The sequence below is a fragment of the Stenotrophomonas sp. G106K1 genome, assembly GCF_037969685.1.
GTDB lineage: Bacteria > Pseudomonadota > Gammaproteobacteria > Xanthomonadales > Xanthomonadaceae > Stenotrophomonas > Stenotrophomonas lactitubi.
Map to the genome: position 1 here is coordinate 35,871 of NZ_JBBPFR010000004.1, position 19,962 is coordinate 55,832.

At 66.0% G+C, this 19,962-nt stretch carries 16 protein-coding genes; 4 read left to right on the plus strand and 12 right to left on the minus strand.

Annotation, left to right across the window (positions count from 1 at the left end):
* Window positions 1–33: 33 nt before the first annotated feature.
* A complete protein-coding gene (locus WKB25_RS05465; RefSeq protein ID WP_340569480.1) occupies window positions 34–1,092 on the plus strand; it encodes a LacI family DNA-binding transcriptional regulator in 1,059 nt (352 codons plus the stop codon).
* A gap of 20 nt (window positions 1,093–1,112) precedes the next feature.
* Here WKB25_RS05465 and WKB25_RS05470 read toward each other — a convergent pair whose 3' ends face one another.
* The 8 genes from WKB25_RS05470 to WKB25_RS05505 all read right to left on the minus strand — a co-directional run bounded on the left by WKB25_RS05470 (window position 1,113) and on the right by WKB25_RS05505 (window position 14,603).
* Window positions 1,113–3,689: an exo 1,3/1,4-beta-D-glucan glucohydrolase gene (locus WKB25_RS05470; RefSeq protein WP_340569180.1), complete on the minus strand. Its 2,577-nt coding sequence runs from the start codon at window positions 3,687–3,689 to the stop codon at window positions 1,113–1,115.
* A complete protein-coding gene (locus WKB25_RS05475; RefSeq protein ID WP_340569481.1) occupies window positions 3,686–5,095 on the minus strand; it encodes a sugar porter family MFS transporter in 1,410 nt (469 codons plus the stop codon). Before WKB25_RS05475 ends, WKB25_RS05470 begins: the two co-directional genes overlap by 4 nt.
* Before the next feature lie 46 nt (window positions 5,096–5,141).
* A complete protein-coding gene (gene xylA / locus WKB25_RS05480) occupies window positions 5,142–6,476 on the minus strand; it encodes a xylose isomerase (RefSeq protein WP_340569183.1) in 1,335 nt (444 codons plus the stop codon).
* A gap of 44 nt (window positions 6,477–6,520) precedes the next feature.
* On the minus strand, window positions 6,521–8,014 hold the full coding sequence (xylB, locus tag WKB25_RS05485; RefSeq protein ID WP_340569185.1) for a xylulokinase: 1,494 nt from the start codon (window positions 8,012–8,014) through the stop codon (window positions 6,521–6,523).
* 64 nt (window positions 8,015–8,078) lie between these two features.
* Window positions 8,079–9,608, minus strand: coding sequence for a tryptophan halogenase family protein (locus WKB25_RS05490; protein ID WP_340569187.1), 1,530 nt, complete (start codon window positions 9,606–9,608; stop codon window positions 8,079–8,081).
* 13 nt (window positions 9,609–9,621) lie between these two features.
* Complete coding sequence (locus WKB25_RS05495; RefSeq protein WP_340569188.1) at window positions 9,622–10,641, minus strand: cupin-like domain-containing protein; 1,020 nt, start codon at window positions 10,639–10,641, stop codon at window positions 9,622–9,624.
* A gap of 3 nt (window positions 10,642–10,644) precedes the next feature.
* Window positions 10,645–11,403 carry a SapC family protein gene (locus WKB25_RS05500; protein ID WP_340569189.1) on the minus strand — a complete coding sequence of 253 codons (759 nt, stop codon included), beginning with the start codon at window positions 11,401–11,403 and terminating at the stop codon, window positions 10,645–10,647.
* Between the two features lie 68 nt (window positions 11,404–11,471).
* A complete protein-coding gene (locus WKB25_RS05505; RefSeq protein ID WP_340569190.1) occupies window positions 11,472–14,603 on the minus strand; it encodes a TonB-dependent receptor in 3,132 nt (1,043 codons plus the stop codon).
* 407 nt (window positions 14,604–15,010) lie between these two features.
* Here WKB25_RS05505 and WKB25_RS05510 point away from each other — a divergent pair, with 407 nt between their 5' ends.
* The gene (locus tag WKB25_RS05510) at window positions 15,011–16,048 is read left to right on the plus strand and encodes a LacI family DNA-binding transcriptional regulator (RefSeq protein WP_340569192.1); all 1,038 of its coding nucleotides are present in this window, start codon (window positions 15,011–15,013) and stop codon (window positions 16,046–16,048) included.
* A gap of 24 nt (window positions 16,049–16,072) precedes the next feature.
* Here the strand turns inward: WKB25_RS05510 and arsN2 are convergent, their stop codons facing one another.
* Genes arsN2 through WKB25_RS05525 form a run of 3 tightly spaced genes read right to left on the minus strand, consistent with a single transcriptional unit; the run spans window position 16,073 to window position 17,666 of the window.
* Window positions 16,073–16,546, minus strand: coding sequence for an arsenic resistance N-acetyltransferase ArsN2 (gene arsN2, locus WKB25_RS05515; RefSeq protein ID WP_340569194.1), 474 nt, complete (start codon window positions 16,544–16,546; stop codon window positions 16,073–16,075).
* Window positions 16,547–16,550: 4 nt separating this feature from the next.
* Window positions 16,551–17,015 (minus strand): Rap1a/Tai family immunity protein, encoded by a 465-nt coding sequence (locus WKB25_RS05520; protein WP_340569195.1) that lies wholly within the window; start codon window positions 17,013–17,015, stop codon window positions 16,551–16,553.
* Entirely contained in the window at window positions 17,016–17,666 is a 651-nt protein-coding gene (locus tag WKB25_RS05525) for a hypothetical protein (RefSeq protein ID WP_340569197.1), read from the minus strand.
* Window positions 17,667–17,808: 142 nt separating this feature from the next.
* Between WKB25_RS05525 and WKB25_RS05530 the strand changes: the two genes are divergently transcribed.
* Complete coding sequence (locus WKB25_RS05530) at window positions 17,809–18,087, plus strand: hypothetical protein (protein WP_340569199.1); 279 nt, start codon at window positions 17,809–17,811, stop codon at window positions 18,085–18,087.
* A 78-nt stretch (window positions 18,088–18,165) separates the two neighbouring features.
* Here the strand turns inward: WKB25_RS05530 and WKB25_RS05535 are convergent, their stop codons facing one another.
* Entirely contained in the window at window positions 18,166–18,513 is a 348-nt protein-coding gene (locus WKB25_RS05535) for an RcnB family protein (RefSeq protein WP_340569200.1), read from the minus strand.
* Between the two features lie 172 nt (window positions 18,514–18,685).
* Between WKB25_RS05535 and chrA the strand changes: the two genes are divergently transcribed.
* A complete protein-coding gene (gene chrA, locus WKB25_RS05540; protein WP_340569201.1) occupies window positions 18,686–19,924 on the plus strand; it encodes a chromate efflux transporter in 1,239 nt (412 codons plus the stop codon).
* The last annotated feature ends 38 nt before the right edge of the window (window positions 19,925–19,962 follow it).

Consider the following 19,962-nt stretch of genomic DNA (forward strand, 5'->3'; position numbering starts at 1 on the left):
CAGCAGCGTCACGAAGAAGAATGGGAGCGCGTATTGGATAAGCCGAAGAAATCGGTCCGCCGCAGAACCAGTGGCGTGACGATCGACGAGGTGGCGGCCCTGGCCGGAGTGTCGCCGATGACGGTGTCGCGGGCGATCAACCAGGGCAAGGTGCGCGATGTCACCCGTGAGCGCGTGATGCGCGCGGTGCGTGAACTGGGCTACACGCCCAACCTGGCCGCCAGTTCGCTGGCCGCCGCGCAGCACACGCGTATTGCACTGATCTACACCGACCCCAGCGGTGCCTACCTGCGCGAACTGCTGGTCGGCCTGCTGCGCGTAGCGTCCAACGCTGCCATCCAGCTGGTCATCGACTACTGGGACGAGCCGGGCCCCGCCGTCCAGCGCAAGGCCGCGCGCGCCCTGGCCGGGCGGGTGGACGGCGTCATCCTGCCGCCGCCGCTGTGCGAATCGCAGCCCGTGGTGACCGAGCTGGTCAAAGCCGGCGTCCCCGTGGTCGCGATCGCGCCAGGTCACCTTGGCAACGGCATTTCCTGCGTGCGCATCGACGACTACCACGCTGGCAGGGAACTGGGCGAACACCTCATCCAGCACGGTCACCGCCGCATCGGCTTCATCTGCGGGCGTACCGATCTCAGCGCGAGCGCGCGGCGCTACGACGGCTTTGTCAGCGCGCTGCAGGACGCCGGCCTGGAGGTCGACCCTGCCCTGGTCGAACAGGGCGACTACACCTATCGCTCGGGGCTCGTTGCTGCTGAAAAGCTGCTGTGCCAGCCCCGGCCGCCCACTGCCATCTTCGCCAGCAACGACGACATGGGCGCGGCGGCAATCTCTGTCGCCCACCGCCGTGGCCTGGAGGTGCCCCGCGACCTGTCGGTGGTGGGCTTCGATGACAGCTCGGCGGCCACCACTGTCTGGCCTGAACTCACCACCATCCATCAGCCGATCGCCTCGATGGCCGACGCGGCCATCGATATCCTGCTGCGCACCATCCGCCGCCGCACCGACGGCGAGCGGGTGCTGATCGACCACGTGGTGCCGCACCAGCTGGTGGTACGCGATTCGGTCGCGCGCCCACCTGGTTCCCGATAGCGCAGGGCGCGGCGTCACGGTCACGCGCCCGCGCCCGCGCCCGCGCAGCCGATGGTGGTCTCTGCTTCGTTCAGAGCGCCCAGTGCGACACGCGACACCGACAGCGTCATCACGCCTGCTGTTCCGATCGACCACGGGCGATCCAGCTTGCCGACATCCGCACCAGCGGCCACCAGGCACTTCAGCGGTACCCCCACGCGCGTCCATTGGCCCACCGGCAGCGTTGCCAGGGTCGGCGTGAGCGCAATGCGGGCCGAGCAGCCAGTGCCGCATCCGACCGACAACCACGCCTCGCCCCGCGGAGCAGAATCCACCCGCAGCGTGGTCAGCAGCATCAGGTCGCCGTTGCTTTCGCGCTGCAGGTCCAGCGCTGTGTGTGACTGCAGCGTGGCAAGCGCCTCCCCCTTGCCCGACCACGCAAGACGGCGACCGTCCTCCTGCGCCAGGTGATCCACCCCGGTGATCTTGAGCAGATCGCCATCCAATGCCTCCGGCACCTTGGTGACCGTCACGCCCTGCCCCGTACCGTTCTGCAGGCGCAGGGCCATGCCCGAACCGGCATCGCCGCGCGCGAAAAACACGCCGGTGGCGCCTTCGTTGCCGGTCACGCCGGAGACCTCCGGCAGCGCCGCCAGATCGCCGTTGTCGGCGTAGGTCAGACCGAAACCGAAAGCGAACTGCGGGTCGTAATCCTGCTGCCCCACGTTGTTGGCGTACTGCGTGGCCGTGCGCGGCCAGCTGAAGCTCAACCTGCCCTTGAAATCGTGCTGCACGCTGCCATCAGCCTTGCGCAGCAGAACGTCGGCAACGCCGGCACCTTCCGAGCCGGGCAGCCACGCTGCAACGAACGCATCCGCGGCGTTGATCTCGCGGTTGACCCACAGCGGGCGTCCGCTCAGGAACACGGCCACCACAGGGATGCCTTCGGCCTTCAGCCGTTTGATCAGGGCAAGATCCGAATCATTCCCCGGCTTGTACGCCAGCGTCGGCAGATCACCCTGGAACTCGGCGTAAGGGTTCTCGCCGAACACCACCACGGCCACATCCGGCTTCGACACGTATTTCCCATCGACCGCAAGCACTGCCTCGCCACCTGCGGCCGACGCCTGCTGGGCGATACCCTCGTAGATCGTGTCCGCGTTTGGGAAGTCCTTGCGCGTGGTGCCGGTTCCCTGCCAGTTCAACGTCCAGCCACCGGCCTGTTTGCCCACGTCGTTGGCACCATCACCGGCGACCAGGATGCGCTGGCGGGGGGACAACGGCAGTACACCGCCCTGGTTCTTCAGCATTACCAGTGATTCGCGCACGGCCTGCCGCGCGAGGGCGCGATGTTCCGGTGCACCGATCAGGGCGAACTGCCCGCCGACCGCGCGGGCGGATGGCTTGCCGGCCTCGAACAGGCCCAGTCGCATCTTCACCCGCAGGATCCGGCGCACGGCTTCATCCAGCCGTTGCTGGCTGATGGTGCCCTTCTTCACTGCCGCCAGCGTGGTTTCGTAGAAGCCTTTCCAGCTGTCCGAGGCCATGGCCATGTCCAGCCCTGCATTGATGGTGGCCGGGCAATCGGTGGTCGTGCATCCCTTGACCTGTCCATGTCCGTTCCAGTCGCCCACCACGAACCCACCGAAGTGCATGCGGCCCTTCAACGCATCGGTCAGGTACTGCCTGTGACCATGCATTTTTTCGCCGTTGACGCTGTTGAAGGACGCCATGACGGTCTGTGCGCCTGCCGCGATCGCCGGCGGATACCCGGCCGCGTGGATGCGCACCAGGTCTGCTTCGCTGATCCGGGTGTCACCCTGGTCCTTGCCATCGGTGGTGCCGCCGTCGCCGAGGAAGTGCTTCACCGAGGCGATCACATGACGACCATCGAGGAACGCGGGCGTACCCACTTTGCCCTGCAGGCCTTCGACCATTGCACCGGCATAGCTGGCCACCACCTCGGGCGATTCGGAATAGCCCTCGTAAGTACGCCCCCAGCGGTCGTCCTGCGGTACCGCCACGGTCGGTGCGAATGCCCACTCCATGCCGGTCGCACGGGTCTCCAGTGCAGTGACTTCGCCGATCCGGCGCAACAGATCCGGGTTGCGGGCCGCGCCCAGGCCGATGTTGTGCGGGAACAGCGTCGCGCCGATGATGTTGCTCTGCCCGTGCACGGCATCTATGCCGAACAGCACCGGAATCGCTTTGCCACCGTTGGAGGTGTCCATGGAGGCTGCGTAGAACGCATCGGCCAGTGCCAGCCATTCGGCTGGTGAGGCATCGTAACGGCCACCGGGATCCGAGTTGCCGCCGGCCAGGACCGAGCCCAGCCGATAACGGCGCACGTCGTCGGGGGTGATGCTGGCGATATCGCCCTGCACCAGCTGGCCGACCTTTTCCTCCACCGTCAGGGTGGCCATCAGCTCGGTGATGCGCTTCTCCAGCGCCGCGTCTTCGGCCAACGGCCAGCTGACCTGCGGCCAGGGGTCGGCGGCGGCCGGCGCAGAGGCGGCAACTCTCTCATCCTTGCCGCAGGCCACCAGTGCCAGCAGCAGCGTGGTCAACAGCACGCCAGCATGGGCGCGGCCATAGTGTCGATGGATCATCGCGTTCATCCTTCCATCTGCTCCAGTTCCTTGCCCTTGGTTTCGTGCACGTACCTGAGCACGAACAACACCGAAATGACCGCTGCCACCAGGTAGATGCTGTACGTGGCTGCCAGACCGATGGCGGCCAGCAGGATGGGGAAGGTCACGGTAACGGCGAAGTTCGCGGTCCACTGCGCCGCACCGGCCACTGCCAGGCCCGAACCGCGGATCTGGTTGGGGAACATCTCGCCCAGCATCACCCACATCACCGGCCCCCACGAGATGTTGAAGAACACGACATAGGCATTGGCCGCCACCAGCGCCAGCGTGCCCATGCCGGCAGGCAGCTGCAGGTGCGTATCGACCAGGGAACCGCTGGCGAATGCCACCACCAGCAGCGCCAATGACACCGCCATGCCGGCCGAGCCCACCCACAGCAACGGCTTGCGCCCGATGCGATCGATCAGCAGCACGGTGACGATGCACGCACCGATGCTGAGCGCACCGGACAGCACGTTGATCAGCAATGCATCATTCTCGGAGAAGCCGACGGCCTGCCAGAGCACGGCGCCGTAGTAGAACACCACGTTGATGCCGACCAGCTGCTGGAAGATGGCCAGGCCGATACCCACCCAGACGATGGAGCGGATCCGGCCGGTGGCCTTGCTGCGCAGGTCCGACAGCCGCGGCCGATGGTGATCGGTGGACAGCGAGGCATCGATCTCGGCAAGTTTCGCCTGCGCCTCGGCACCGCCGTACAGCCGCGCAAGCACCTGCAGCGCCTCGTCCTTGCGGCGCTTCACCATCAGGTAGCGCGGGCTTTCCGGAATGGTCAGCAGCAGTGCCAGGAACAGCAGCGAAGGCACCGCCTGCATCCAGAACATCCAGCGCCACGCCGCATACCCGCCCCACAGCGCCTCGGTGGAGGCACCGGCGGTGGCCGCCAACAGGTAGTTGGACAGGAATGCGACGGTCAACCCGCTGATGATGGCGATCTGCTGGACCGTGGCGAGTCGACCACGGTAGCGCGCCGGTGCCACTTCGGCGATGTAGGCCGGGGAGATGACACTGGCGGCCCCTACCGCAAAGCCCCCCAACACCCGCGCGACGATGAACATCGCCGAGGACGATGCGGCGCCTGCGCCGATCGCCGACAGCAGGAACAACACCGCCGAGACGATCAGCACGTTACGGCGACCGAGACGGTCGGCCAGGCGGCCGGCACTGAAGGCACCGACGGCACAGCCCAGCAGCATCGAGGCGATCTCGAACCCCTGCATCCACTCGCCTGACCTGAACGCCTGATGCAGGCCATCCTGGGTGCCATTGATCACGCCGCTGTCGAACCCGAACAGGAATCCGCCAATCGTCGCCACCACGCTGATCAGTATGATCAGCCGGGTGTTCTCCCCACCGCTCATTGCCTGCTGCATTGCCCTGCCCCTCCCCGGTTCGGTGTCATCGATGCGAGCCATTGGCTCAACGCAGCAGGTACTGGTTGATCAGGTTCTCGTAGCGCTCCTGCTTGCCGCTGATCTGCCTGGGCTCGCCGCCCTTGGCACCCAGCGCCGCCAGCTCTGCGAGACTGAGCGCGCCGCGCGCGAAGTCCTTGCCGGCACCACTGTCGAAGCTGGCGTAACGCTCCTTGCGCCACTGCTCCAGCGGCGAGTCGTTCAGCAGCGCATGGGCCACTTCCAGTCCGCGGGCGAAGGCATCCATGCCACCGACGTGGGCAATGAACAGATCTTCCAGGTCGGTCGATTCACGGCGCACCTTGGCGTCGAAGTTCAGGCCGCCTTCCAGGCCGCCCTGGCGCAGCACCACCAGCATCGCGCCCACGGTGTCGTACAGGTCGGTGGGGAACTGGTCGGTATCCCAGCCGTTCTGCGCGTTGCCGCGGTTGGCATCGATGCTGCCGAGCAGGCCGTGGTCCGAGGCGACCTGCAGATCGTGTTCGAAGGTGTGGCCGGACAGCGTCGCGTGGTTCGCCTCGATGTTGAGCTTGAAGTCCTTGTCCAGGCCATGCTCCTTCAGGAACCCCACCACGGTGGCGCTGTCGAAGTCGTACTGGTGCTTCATCGGCTCCATCGGCTTGGGCTCGATCAGGAAGTTGCCCTTCAGGCCGATGCTGCGGCCATGGTCGCGCGCCATGGTCAGGAACCGCGCCAGGTGGTCGACTTCGCGCTTCATCTGGGTATTGGCCAGCGCGGCATAGCCTTCGCGGCCGCCCCAGAACACGTAATGCTCGCCGCCCAGTTCAACGGTGGCCTCAAGCGCGGCCTTCACCTGTACGGCGGCACGCGCCACCACCGCAAAGTCCGGGTTGGTGGACGCACCGTTCATGTAGCGCGGGTGCGAGAACAGGTTGGCCGTTCCCCACAGCAGTTTCATGCCGGTTGCATCCTGGCGCGCCTTGGCAAGGCCCACCATGTGCTTCAGGTTCTTTTCGTACTGCGTGACGTCGTCGGCGTCCGGTGCCAGGTCGATATCGTGGAAGCACCAGTACGGAACACCCAGCTTGGTGAAGAACTCGAACGCTGCGTCCACCTTGGCCTCGGCGGTGGCCATCGGCGAGCCGGCCTCCCAGGGGAAGTGGCGGGTACCCGGGCCGAACGGATCATGCCCGGCGTTGCAGAAGGTGTGCCAGTAGCAGACCGCGAAGCGAAGATGCTCCTGCATGGTCTTGCCACCTATGACCTTGTCGGCGTCGTAGACCTTGAAGGCGAGCGGGTTGTCCGAGCCCCGTCCTTCGAAGGGAATGCGGCCGATGCCGGGGAAGTATTCCTTGGCGCCGATGAAGGGTTGCGTGCTCATGGTGCGTCTTCCTGTCGTTGTGCGAGGTGTCGCGGAAAGAGGAATCAGCCGCGGTAAAGCGGCGTGATGGCGTCGAGATGTCGCAGGAACCGGGTATAGGCGGCGGCGTAGGCTTCGCTGCGTGACGGGACCGGGTGCGCCGACCGCAGCGGGTCGAGCGCAACGTGCCGGTCGGTGATCGCGGCGATCGAGGCGGCGTCACCGCGTGCGTGACCGACGGCCCACAGCGCCTGCAATGCCGCACCGAACGCCGCGCCTTCGGACTGGGTCGGTACGTCCACCGGCAAGCCGAACACATCGGCCACCAGCTGCCGCCACTGTCCGCTGTTGCTGCCGCCACCGGTCAGCACGATGCGGTCGAACTGCATGCCTGCGCGGACAAAGGCGTCGTAGCCATACTTCAGGGCGTAGGTGGCCCCTTCCATCGCCGCACGGTAGATGTGCGCCGGCGTCATGTTGGTCGTATCCAGGCCCGCCAGTACCCCTTTGCCCTGCGGCAGGTCCGGCGTGCGTTCGCCGTTGAGGAACGGCAGCATCACCAGCCCGTCGGCGCCGGGCGGCGTGGCGTGCAGGTGGCCGTCGCCATCGCGGCTGCTGAAACCGAAGGCATCGGCGACCTGTCCGGTCACCACGGTGCAGTTCATCGTGCAGATCAGTGGCAACCAGCCGCCGGTGGACGAGCAGAACGCGGCCCATGCTCCGTCGGGATCGACCACGGGGGTGTCCGAGAACGCAAACAACGTGCCTGACGTGCCCAGGCTCATCACCAGGCGACCAGGCACGACGCAGCCGGTGCCGATGGCCGCCATCATGTTGTCGCCACCGCCGACGGCCACCTTCACCGTGGGTGGAAGTCCCAATGCCACGGCGGCTTCAGGCGCAATGTCGAACACCTCATCGGGTGCAGCGATGCGCGGCAGGCAGCCGGCAAGATCTCGCTGCGGATCGGTCGCGTGCAGCAGCTCGTCCGACCAGGTGCGGGTGCGCACGTTCAGCCAGCCGGTGCCGGACGCGTCGCCGTACTCGCAGAAGCGTTGGCCGGTCAACACGAAATTGAGATAGTCGTGCGGCAACAGGATGGTGGCCAGCCGGGCGTAGGCGTCGGGCCGGTGCGTCTTCGTCCACGGCAACTTGGAGGCGGTGTAACCGGCAAGCACCGGGTTGCCGGCCAGTTCGATGGTGCGTGCGGCACCGCCAACCGCGTCCATGATCTGCACGCATTCGGCCGCGGTGCTGGTGTCGCACCACAGCTTGGCCGGTGCCAGGACCTTCCCTGCCGCATCGACCGGTACGAAGCCATGCTGCTGCCCGGAGACCGCAAGCGCGGCAATGCGCGAGCGCAGCGCCGGATCGATCGCGGCAAAGCAGCCCTGCAGCGCGGCGACCCAATCGTCTGGGCGCTGTTCCCGGCTGCCATCGGTGGCGCTGGTCAGTTCCAGTGGCGCGCTGGCGCTGGCAACGAGGCTGCGCGCATCAGGATCGTAGACGACCACTTTCAGGCTCTGCGTACCGGCGTCGATTCCTGCAACCAATTCCATCTACTGCACCCCGTAATGATGTAAAGGTAGCGCTACCAATTCTGTGCAACAGCACACACTGCGGCTACGCCACGGCCCGCCCCGTTTGCCAGGCTCCGGGCGCGGCCTTGCAGTAGCGTTCGATGAAGTCCGCCTGCGAGGGCATCTTCGCCACCGCTTCCTGCACCGGCTGGCGGAGTCGATGCAACAGCGTGCGCAGGTCCGCATCGCCGATCGCACGCGCAAGCGGATGCGGCGGTCCCGGCAGGATGCCCTGGCCCATCAGGACGCTGGTCCAGGAGTCGACCCTGAACAACTCGCCGGGGTCCTGCCAGGCATGGGCACGCTCGCGCCACGCGCGCAGGCGGACCTGCAGCGTTTCAGGCAGCGCCATCTCGCGGCAGGCCTTCCACATCGGCTCGTCGCGCTGGTTGGCGTGGTAGTGCAGGATGATGAAATCGCGCACATGCTCCATCTCCTGGCGGCTGACGTCGTTGTACAGCGCCACCAGCGAAGGGGTGATGCCGTCGGACGGGAACAGCTGGATTAGGCGCACGACGGCGCTGATGGTCAGGTGGATGCTGGTCGATTCCAGCGGCTCGATGAAGCCACTGGCCAGCCCCAGCGCCACCACGTTCTGGTTCCAGGCCTGCAACCGCCGCCCGCTGCGGAACGGCACCAGCCAGGGATCGCGCAGGGGCCGTCCGTCGACATCACGCAGCAGCTTGGCCTGCGCCTCGTCATCGGACATGTGGCGGCCGGAGAACACCAGGCCGCAGCCGACCCGGTGCTGCAACGCGATATGCCAGCGCCATCCGGCCTCGTGGGCGATGGCACGGGTGTAGGGCACCGGTGGCGTAGCCGCGTCGGTCTGCACGGCAACGGCACGATCGCTGGGCAGCCACTCGTTCCAGTCTTCATAGCCGGTATGCAGGGTCTGCTCGGTCAACAGGCCACGGAAGCCGGTGCAGTCGATGAACAGATCGCCTTCGATGACCTGGCCGTCCTCCAGCAGCAGCGACGCAACCGAGCCGTCATGGGCATGCTGGCGCACTTCACGGATCTTGCCTTCCACCCGCCGCAGCCCATTGGCTTCGGCCTTGCCGCGCAGGAATCGGGCGTAGAGCCCGGCGTCGAAATGGTACGCGTAGTTGACCTGGGGCTGGGTCTGCAGCGAGAACCGGTCGGCTCGGGAAGCGGCGCTTTCCAGGCAGAAGTCGCCCAGTTCCGAAGGCATGCCGCGACGCAGGCTGTCCAGCCAGAAATGATGGAACGGCGTGGCCCACGTACCCTGCCCGATCGTGCCGAAGGGATGGATGAAACGCTCACCCGGGCGACGCCAGTTCTCGAACGAGATCGACAGCTTGAACGTGCCGGCGACCGCACGCAGGAACTCCTGCTCATCGATCTGCAGGAAGCGGTGGAACGTGCGGATGGGCGGCACGGTGGATTCGCCCACACCCACGGTACCGATCTGCTCGGACTCTACCAGGGTGATGTCCAGCTGCTGGCGGAACTGGTGCGCCAGCGCGCAGCCGGCCAACCAGCCGGCAGTGCCGCCACCGGCGATCACCACTCTCCGGATCCGCCCTTGTGTAGTGTCCGCAGCGTTCAATGCGATGCTCCCATCAGCGGTTGAGTCGACCCAGCAGCTGGGCGCGCATGCGCCGCGCCTGCGTCTCGTCGAACGGTGCCAGCTCCCCCCGGGCGGCTTCGGGCAGGTGTTGCCCTGCCCGCTCGCCGGGACCAAACACGTAGTACTCGAAGATCCTTGCCCAGGCCTGTTTCTCGCGTGCCGGTAGATCACGCAGGGCCCACATCGCATGCTGCAGCGCCGGCACGGGCGAGCCCAGGAAGGCAGGCGCGCTGCGCCACCAGTAGTTGACCAGCACGTTGAACGGTTCCAGGCTGCGCACGTGGTGCCACCACAGGCCCGGGATGAAGATGGCATCACCGGGTTCAAGTGTCGCGGTCCGCGCCGTTGCCAGTGCATCACGGAAGCGCGGATGGCGGTCGACGTCCGGGCGTTCGAAATCCACCGTGCTGACCACCTGTCCGCCCGGGGTCGGCTCCATCGGCCCCGGGTAGAGGTTGTCGATCTGCTCCGGCGCAAACAGGGTGAAGCGGCGCCGGCCCACCGCACAGCACGCCAGGTTGTCGGGAATGTCGTAATGGCAGGAGGCCGTCACCCGGTTGCCGATCCAGATGCTGGCCGAGGCATCGATGCCCTGCCCGGCCAGGCTGGCATCGTTGTGCTGCGCGAACCCGGGCAGCGCCCGTGCGATCAGCAGCGAAGCGACGTAGTAGGTGGGCGGGTTCGGCGAATCGAGATGGTCGCCAATTGCGTCCAGCACCTCCGTCAGCACGCCACGCCGGACCTCGAAGTTCAAGCGGGTGAAGTCGGCGTTGTAGAACGGGCGCCCTTCGATCTCGGGGCCGCCGAAGGTATAGGGAACCGGCATGCCTGCGTCGAAGCCACGCAGGTAGGCCATCGCCTCCTGCAGGGAACGTGCACCGGACTGCACCAGTCCCCACCCGCTCGCGATGCCGCGCAGCACCACCGGTTCGCCGGCAGCCACCAGCGACTGCAGCGGCAGCGCCGTGGGATCGAGCCCTTCCAGGGTACGCATCGGGAGGCCGTCCAGCACCGGTCAGTTCCTGCCTGCCGCGGCGGCGGCATCCTGCGCCCGCAGTCGCCGCTGCTTCTCGGCGATCAGGCGGCGCATGTTGTGCAGTGACGCCAGCATCAGAAAGGCGCCTTCCAGATAACCGGCGCGGTTGAGCGCGACCAGCGCGGCACCGTCCAGCTGCGCCAGCCGATCACGGTCGATCGCGTGCAGGCCGTTGACGCCGACCCGATGCTCCGGGTCGATCCGCACGTCCAGCGTGACCGGTTGGATCAGCCCGTTCGCATCGAGGGCGGCGAACATCTCCGCGGCAAATGCATGGCCATCGTGAATGCCGCGCAGCACGCCGGCGACGTGTTCGAGATAAGGCGAGTTCCCGCCTTGCGGCAGGAACATCGGCTCCCCCTGCATCGCGGTCACGCGCGGATGGTCCAGATCCACATGCAGCACGGCCTCCCGGGTGAGCGCGCCATCAACGTGGTTCTCCTGGAAGCCGATCAGGAATGGCCCCTTGGCCGCCGCACCGGGCAGGTACGCCGCATTCCAGCGGTCGCCCTGCAGGAACAGGTTCTCGTGCTGCTCGAAGCCCAGCAGAGCCACCGACTGCCAGCCACCGGTGTCGGCGTCCCTGCGCAGGAAGATCGGGTACTCCCGCTGCAATTCTGCAAATTCACTCGGGTACGCTGGCACCATGCCGACCGCATCGCCGAACTCCGGCCCGAAGCCGGTGGCAACGCGAAGATCGCGGTGGGAAACGTTGTTGAGCATTTCGTAACGCGGCATGGACGTGTCCCGTTCGGTCAGATGCCTTCAACCGGTGCAGCTGCCGTGGCAGCTGCACCCCCTACGGTTCAGAACTTGTAGCGCACGCCGAGCATATACCGCGGGCTCTGGTCGGCCAGCTTGACGATCATCTGCGAGGTGCGCGAGCGCCAGCGGACATCCTCACCGGTCAGGTTGATCGCCTCCAGGCCGAACGACCAGTGATCATCCAGGGTGTAGTTCACGCTGAGATCCCACTGCTCATAGGCCTCCACATAGTACGGATTGCGGCTGGCACCCTGGTTGGCCAGGATCAGGTACTGGTCGCGCCAGTTCCAGGCGAGGCGTACCGACCAGCCGTATTTCTCATACATCAGTACGGCATTGGCGGTGTCGCTCAGGCCGGTGAGCGAGAACTGGTCGATGCCCGGATCGCCTGCATTGTTGAAGCCCACATCACCATCGACCAGGGTGTAGTTGGCCAGAATGCCAAAGCCGGTATCGCCGAAGAAGTACTGACCACCCAGCTCCCAGCCGTGCAGCTTGGCCTTGTTCTGGTTGATGGGACGGTTGACGTTGAACTGGTAGAGCGGATCGGCAGCCGTGCCGTAGAGATCGTAGGCTGCCTCGGTGGCCAGCACCTGGGCGTCGGTGCCGTTGTAGGCGCCCAGCCCGGCCGGATTGTTGCGCAGCAGGGCCAGGGCGGTGAACAGCGAGGTGTCATTGGCCGAGCACGCCGCCGCGTTGGCAGCGCCCACCTGGGTGACGCAGGCGCCGCTGTTGAGGAACGCCAGGGCCGCCTGCGCGTCCGGACCGGAGGTAGGATCGCGCAGGCCGTACAGGCTTTCCTGGACAATGGTGTTGCCGACGAAGTTGTCGACCGATTTGTTCCAGTAGGTCAGCGACAGGTAGCTCGCGTCGGCGAAGTACCACTCCAGTGCCAGGTCCAGGTTGTCCGATTCCAACGGTTTCAGCTGCGGGTTCTGTGCAGTGCCGCTGGCCCGCGAGGACGGGTCGATCAGGACCGAGCCGAACGGCTGCTGGGCAGTCGGGCCGGCATACAGGTTGCCGATCGGCGCGCGCGCGATGCTCTTGCCGAACGAGACACGTCCCTTCAGGTCCTCGCGAAGATCGATGCTGAAATCGAGGTTGGGCAGGATGTAGCTGTAGTTGCTCTTTTCGGTGAACGGCTGTTGCTCGTCGGACAACACCACACGGAAGTCGTTGTTGGACTGCCACTCGATGGCTTCCGGGATGGCGATGTTCGAGGTGGAGACAACGTCGGTCGTTTCATAGCGCACACCCAGTCGGGTATTGGTACGCATGCCGCCCAGCTCGCCATCCAGCTCAACCTGGAAGTAGGCCGACTTCGTCTTCTCTTCCACCAGGTTGTCGGCGGCGCGCTTGGGGCTCACGCCCAGGCCCACGCCATACTCGTTTGCCGCCCACTGCGCGAGGCGGCCGGCGTCGCCGCGCCATGCGGTCCAGCTGCTGGCACTGTAATCATCAAACAGACCGACGATGTTGACCGGCTGCATCAGGTCCATCAGCCCGCCAGCCGTGTCACGATTGACGTTGGCCACGCCCCAGTCACCCAGTGTCGAATAGGCCTCTTCGGCCTGGATGCGATGGGTGGTGGACTTGCTGCTGTCCACACCGAACTGGAAGCGGCCGCTGTCAAAGATCCACTCGCCATCCACGCGGCCCTGCTTGATCTCGCTGATCTGGGTCTGCGAGTTGATGCGCAGCACCTGGCTGCCGATTTCGCCCGGCACGAATCCCGGGTTGACCACGCCGTTGGTATTGGCGGCTGCATCGGCGGTGGACGGGAACCAGACCTGGGTGCCGATCGGCAGGCCGTTGTTGAAGTTCAGCTCCTGCACCCATGAGCCGCCGCAATGCGGGCCGGTGGTGCAGTTGTTGGTGCCGGCAATGCTCATGAAAATGGAGCCACCGCCAGTAAGCGGATCGTTCGGGCGGCTTTCGTTCTTCGAATTGTGCGCATCGAAGGTCAGCTTGAAGCGGTCGGTCACGTTCCATGCCGCATTGAAGCCCAGCGACCCCAGCTTGTACTTCTGCATGCTGCGCTGCTGCTCAAGGCCGAAGTCCTTGGTGCCGGCGATCTCGCGGATGTAGATCGGGGTCGCTACCGCGCCGCTGGTGTCGAATTCGACGTCGGTGTAGTTGCTGTTCTGCAGCCACATACCCTGCTCGCCACGATTCTCGGTGATCTCGTTGGTCGAATAGGTGTAGTCCAGGGTCAGGGTCACCGCATCGGTCGGCGCGAACTGCAGCACCGCCTGGCCGTTGATGCGCTCACGTTCGAACTCGGAGAACGCATAGCGCAGGTCATTGGGCCGGGCGTACAGCGCGCCCACCGCCGGTGCATTGACTACCCTCGGGTTGCCCGGCATGGTGCCGGTCCACGGCTGCACATTCCAGTAGTTCTCGGTGGCCTGCACCGAGCCGCCCTTGCGCTTCTGGTAGCTGGCGCTCACGCCCACGCCGAAGGTCTTTTCCGGATTGGTGTAGCTGAAGATGCCGGACAGCTCCGGTGTCAGGTCGTCACCGAATGGCTGGCTGCGGTCGGAGACAGCTTTCGCGCCGGCACTGGCGACGATGCCCTCATGGTCGAACGGCCGCGAGGTAAGGATGTTGATGGTGGCACCGATGCCACCGCTGGGGACATTGGCCTGGCTGGTCTTGTAGACCTCGATGCCGTTGATGGCTTCGGCAGCCAGCTGGGCGAAGTTGAAGGCGCGGGTACCGCCGTCGACCCCACCGATGGCGACCTGCCCGGACGCACCGAATGCATCGGCGCCGGGCATCTGGCGCCCATTGAGGGTCACCATGTTGAACTGAGGGCCGAAGCCACGCGCCGTCACCTGTGCACCTTCACCATCACGTCGTTCGATCGAGATGCCGGTGATGCGCTGCAGGGACTCTGCCAGGTTGGTGTCGGGGAACTTGCCGATGTCCTCCGCACTGATCACATCCACCACGCCGGCCGAGTCGCGCTTGATATCCATGGCCTGGCTGAGGCTGTTGCGGATGCCGGTGACCTGCACGGTATCCAGCTGTTTCGGACTGGGCGGGTTCTGCTGCTGGGCGACAGGCGCGGCGGGTGACGTCTCCTGTGCGAATGCGGGATTGATGACCAGGACCCCACCGACAAAGGTGAACATGGCCCTGGAGGTGAACTTCGCCAGCGTCCGGCTCATCGACGAGCCCTCCGGCCTGGGGTACGACGGAACGAAAAAGCGCTCATGACTCTCCCCTCTGACATACGATCGAATGGATGTACCGCCCCTCCTGGGGGCACGCACGGGCGATGCCCGTCTTCCACACCGAACATCGCAGTGCGCTTTGCACCCACTGCGACTCACACTCGCTTTCAGACCTGCCGGAACAGCCGCGCGGTAAAGGGGGGGGCATCCGCTGGCCTTACACCGGTCCAGTGGTAGCGCTACCATCGCGTCAGGGCGCAGACTACTCACCCGCAATCGCGCTTGTCATCATGCAGCGCAGCAAAGGGAATCGACACTTGAAGAACGGCCACAAAGCGGTCCGCCGGAAAGCGAGCGCCATCACCATCGATGACGTCGCTGCGCATGCAGGCGTTTCCGCCATGACGGTGTCGCGCGTCATCAACGGCCACGCCGGGGTACGCGAGGGCAACCGCGAACGCGTCCTGCGCAGCGTGCACGCACTGGACTACCGGCCCAACCTCGCCGCATCCGCACTGGCTGCCGCGCAGCGCACGTGCATCGCCTTGATCTACACCAATCCCAGCTCCAGCTACCTGCGCGAACTGCTGGTCGGCGCACTGCGCGGGTCCACGCGGTCGGCGGCGCAGCTGGTGATCGCTGCATGGGATGAACTGGGCGCCCAGGCACGTCGCGAGGCGGCACGGCAACTTTCCACCACCGTGGCAGGGGTGATTCTTCCGCCGCCCCTGTGTGAGTCAAAGGACATCGTCGATGTATTCGTCAATGCCGGCATTCCCGCGGTCTCGATCGCGTCCAGCCGCTTCAGCGACAGGATTTCCTGCGTGCGCATCGACGACCGCCAGGCCAGCCATGACATGGTGGCGCATCTGGTCTCCCATGGGCATACCCGCATCGGTTACATCAAGGGCGATCCGAACCAGACGGCCAGTGCGCATCGCTGGCAGGGCTACCGGGATGCCCTGGCCGAAGCTGGTATCGTCTACGACGACGCGCTCGTCCAACCGGGCTACTTCACCTACCGGTCTGGACTGGAGGCTGCCGAGCAGCTGCTGACGCTGCAGCCGCCACCCAGCGCGATCTTCGCCAGCAACGATGACATGGCATCGGCGGTCGTTTCCGTGGCGCATCGTCGCGGCCTGCAGGTACCGGGCGATCTTTCGGTGGTCGGGTTCGATGACACATCCGCTTCGACGATGGTGTGGCCGGAGCTGACCACGATCCATCAGCCGGTAGCGGAGATGGCCGACAACGCGATGGACATCCTGTTGCGGGCAATCCGTCACTCCGCCTCGCCGGGACGCGCGACGGTCAATCACGTACTCGCGCACCGGTTGATCACGCGCGCTTCGGTATCGACACCGCAGCGGCCCTCTGCACTGCGGGCATCGCCGATTGCGACGCGGCAATCCGCTGACGCCGATGGGCGCGGCGGCTGAAGCACCGCCCCGGGCCCGGTTGCCCTACAGCCGCCGCATCATCAGCTGGGCTGAGCCTGGGCACAGTCCACTGAACTGCGTCGACGCCGCAATGAATCCAGGCGCTGCATCGCGCGCGACGCGCTCATAGCCAAGCTGCCCGAAGAACGGCGCTGCTGTGGTCGTGAGAAGGAACACCGTCCTGCCGCCCGCCGCTCTGGCATGCCGCTCCAGTTCCACAACCAGGTGCCGCCCCAGACCCCTGCCCTGCGACATCGGCCGGATAGCCAGCGAACGCAGGAGCACCACATCCCGGCTCGATTCGTAGCCCACACAGCCGAGCAGCTCTCCATCCAACGTCGCTGCCAGAAGGGTGATTGGCCTGCCTGCACGCAGATCCTCTGTTGGCAGGCCGCTGGCCTCCAGCAGGGCCAGCACATCGGCAGACAACGCTGTCTCCATCACGCGCATGCGGCAGCCCTCTCTTCGTTCCGGCCCGGCGACCTGCAGCGGCAGCACGCGCTCATCGCGCTCTCTGCGCGGCGTGGGCGCGGTCGCTGCTGGACGCCGCGTGTTGGCAGGGAAGCGCGGTCTGAAGTGCTTCGATGACCAGAGATGCGGCATCCTGCTGCAGTCGTTCGGCAGGCAGCTGCCGGATGTGCGAAGCCACCCGGTCGGCCAGTTCATGGGGAAGGATCTGCCCCTGGCCGCACCACTGCCCTCGGCCTGCGTCCGCAACACCCTGGATATAGGCGCTCGCGCGGGCACTCGACAGGTCCCGGCACTGATCACTGCTGCAGAATCCGCCTTCGCCCTTGCCCTGCAGGAGCCTGGCCAGCTCCGCTCCGCTCACGAACCAGGTGCGCGCAGCCGGTGCCGACTCGGCCAGCGCGGACTCCGCCAGCAGGCAGAGGCAGAGCACAAGGGCGGCGGGCACGCAGCGCGCTCTCCTGCCGACCGGATCCCTGCGGATGCCCGTGTCTGTCATCTAGTTCTCCTGGGCAGCATGGCCGCGCTCCTGGATACGGTCCAACTGATTGCGTGGAGTGAACTGCGGGTCGTCCGCTCCCTCCAGCATGAGCTCGACCATTGCATCGAAAGTTGCAGCGGTCTCGCCAGACTGCGCAGGCGTCATGAAGCCGGAATCGCCCTTGCCGGCGAGGTGGACCGCAGCAACCGTCTCCCGCTCGCCGTCCTCGGCCCACAGGTAGTCGTGCACCAGTGCCTCGCCGTGCTCGCCAGGCTCAAGGAAATCGGCGGCGCCGCGCGCCATGGCCAGAAACACGACCAGGTCAAGGAGGTTCTCGGAATACGTCAGTGACCCTGCAACGAAGTACGCCCCTGCCTGATCGTAGGCCGCAAGCTTGATGTTCTCCGCCTGCGCGGATTCCAGGATGGCGGCCAACGCTGCGTGATTGTCCTCATACCGGGCCAGCATTGCATTGCAATCGGCGAGGAATTCACCCAACTCCACATCACTGGACGCAGCCAGATCGATGCCGCCGGGCAGGCGCCACCGGCCGGCGATCGATCGCCAGTCCTTCCACCTCGATGCCGCAGGCACCGGCGCGGCCAACCAGCGTGCAAGACGCTCGCGTGGCAGCCGCAGCCTGAGCAGGGCCGAATAGGGTTCGGACATGGCTCGCGCCCATTCTCTGACCTTCGATAGCTTGGCTTGTACCAAACAACGTCAGCCAAGCCAACTGCCGCAACCGGGCACGTGCTGTTAACGCTCCCGCATTATGCTGAACGCCTCATTGAACTTCCGCGAGGTGCACCCGTTGACCAAGCTGCATACCCTGATGATCGCCGGCTGCCTGTCTGCCTTCAGCCCACTGGCCCTGGCTGAAACCGTAAACCTGACCAACAGCGCCGACGGTGCCAACCGCGAGGCCGGCATTGCCGCCGCCAAGAAGAAGCTCCACGACGCGTGCACCGACCGCAAGGGCTCGCCCGACACGGCATCGTTCGAAGTGGTCTTTGAGAAGACCAGCGACAACCCGAACGTACCCAAGCCGTATTACGTGGATGGCAAGATGAAGTGCGAGTTGCCGGGGTAAGCGCGCGATGCCACCGGCGGCCGTGCCTGCATTACCCCCGCGGCGGCTGCGCGCCGCCCGGGGCCCATGCCGGAATCCCTAGCGACGCAGGGCGTCGATGATCACGCCGGTGGCGATCTCGACCAGCAGATATTCCGTATCCGACTGCCGCACCCACCGCTGACCGCGGCCGGGGTCGCGCAGACGGTAATGCGCGTAGTCGTCCACCCAGTAGCGCCTGTCAACCTCAGCCCAGGGCAAGCGGTCACCGCGGCGCCATGCCTTTTTCTGCCAGCCCGGCGGGGGGGTGTCGCGGTTGTGGGGGCCGCCTGCATGGGGCGGCGGTCCGTTGCCACGTGCATGGTGCGGCGGATCGGCCCAGGCAGGGGCAGCAACCAGGGCCACTGCCGCGCCCAGGGCAATGCCAAGCAAATGTCCGGTTTTCATGGGGATGCTCCCGGTCCAGCCACGGTATGCGGCCTTGTGGCACGGAATATAGAGCAGTACCCGTGAACGGATCCATGCGCGCCACCAGGCCCGTTCGGACGTCCGCCCGCCGCGCCCATCTGCCCGGTGTGGTGCTGCAATCAGATACAGACAGACTGTGTATCCTCGGCCCGTGCCCGGATCGCCGCCCCTGCCCGAACATGATGCCGCTGCCGCGCTGGAGGCCCGCGGTAGCGCCACGGAGGTGTTTTCTGTCTTCCTCAGACTGGGGCTGACATCCTTCGGCGGCCCCATCGCCCATCTGGGCTATTTTCATCGCGAGTTCGTGCAGCGCCGGCGCTGGCTGGATGATGTCCGGTTCGCCCAGTTGCTGACGGTCTGCCAGTTTCTGCCGGGCCCGGCCAGCAGCCAGATGGGGTTGGCCATTGGCCTGTTCCGCAGCGGCTGGCGGGGTGCATTGGCGGCATTCGCCGGGTTCACTCTCCCCTCCGCGGTGCTGATGCTTGGCTTGGCTGTAGCCGCTTCGCGACTGAACCACGGCGCATACCCGGCCGTCATCCACGGTTTGAAGCTGGTGGCCGTGGCGGTGGTCGCCCACGGGTTGGTGGGGATGGCCCGGCAACTGGTACCCGATATGCGGCATGCGTTGATCGCCTGCGTCGCGCTGGCGGTATCGGTACTGGCAGGCAACGCGTGGGGGTCGCTGATTGCAGTGGGACTGGGATGCGTGCTCGGCGTGGGCCTGTGCAGGTGCGCAATGACACCCGTTGCTGCGGTGTTTCCGGTCCGGTACGGCGTTCGTGGCGCCACCGTCTGCCTGGCGCTCTTTCTGGCGGGGCTGGTGACATCGGTCATGCTGCCCTCCTCTTCGGCAGCAACGGCATCCGGCATTGCGGGCGCGTTCTATCAGGCCGGGGCTCTGGTCTTCGGCGGAGGCCACGTCGTGCTGCCGCTCCTGCAGCATGCGGTGGTCGACAGCGGCTGGGTAAGTGCGGACACATTCCTTGCCGGATACGGTGCCGCCCAGGCGATGCCTGGCCCGATGTTCTCGCTTGCTGCGTTCCTTGGCGCAGAGACATCGTCGGGCCTGCCGGTGGTGGCAACTGCAGCGATTGCGCTGCTGGCCATCTTCCTGCCCGGCTTCCTACTGCTGCTGTCGGTACTACCGATGTGGAACCGGTTGGTGCGCCGACCGTGGGCTGCCAGGGCGGTGGCCGGGGCCGGCGCGGCCGTCGTCGGGCTGCTGGCTGCCGCCTTCCATGACCCGGTGTGGACAGAAGGCGTGGGTACGCCGGTCGACCTTGCGATCGCTGCCGTTGGCTTCGCCCTGTTGATGGTTGCGCGGATGTCGGCGGCATGGGTCGTGCTGTGGTGCGTCGCTGCTGCGCTGGGCGTGCAGTTGCTCATGTAGCGTGCGTCCGGTGGGGGCAGACGGTGTCACTTCGTCCC

What these genes read in the sequence shown, in the direction of transcription:
- WKB25_RS05470 (WP_340569180.1), bottom strand. Translation starts at nt 3,689, where the DNA reads ATGAACGCGATGATCCATCGACACTATGGCCGCGCCCATGCTGGCGTG.
- WKB25_RS05475 (WP_340569481.1), bottom strand. Translation starts at nt 5,095, where the DNA reads ATGCAGCAGGCAATGAGCGGTGGGGAGAACACCCGGCTGATCATACTG.
- xylA (WP_340569183.1), bottom strand. Translation starts at nt 6,476, where the DNA reads ATGAGCACGCAACCCTTCATCGGCGCCAAGGAATACTTCCCCGGCATC.
- xylB (WP_340569185.1), bottom strand. Translation starts at nt 8,014, where the DNA reads ATGGAATTGGTTGCAGGAATCGACGCCGGTACGCAGAGCCTGAAAGTG.
- WKB25_RS05500 (WP_340569189.1), bottom strand. Translation starts at nt 11,403, where the DNA reads ATGCCGCGTTACGAAATGCTCAACAACGTTTCCCACCGCGATCTTCGC.
- WKB25_RS05505 (WP_340569190.1), bottom strand. Translation starts at nt 14,603, where the DNA reads ATGAGCCGGACGCTGGCGAAGTTCACCTCCAGGGCCATGTTCACCTTT.
- WKB25_RS05510 (WP_340569192.1), top strand. Translation starts at nt 15,011, where the DNA reads ATGACGGTGTCGCGCGTCATCAACGGCCACGCCGGGGTACGCGAGGGC.
- WKB25_RS05520 (WP_340569195.1), bottom strand. Translation starts at nt 17,015, where the DNA reads ATGACAGACACGGGCATCCGCAGGGATCCGGTCGGCAGGAGAGCGCGC.
- WKB25_RS05525 (WP_340569197.1), bottom strand. Translation starts at nt 17,666, where the DNA reads ATGTCCGAACCCTATTCGGCCCTGCTCAGGCTGCGGCTGCCACGCGAG.
- WKB25_RS05535 (WP_340569200.1), bottom strand. Translation starts at nt 18,513, where the DNA reads ATGAAAACCGGACATTTGCTTGGCATTGCCCTGGGCGCGGCAGTGGCC.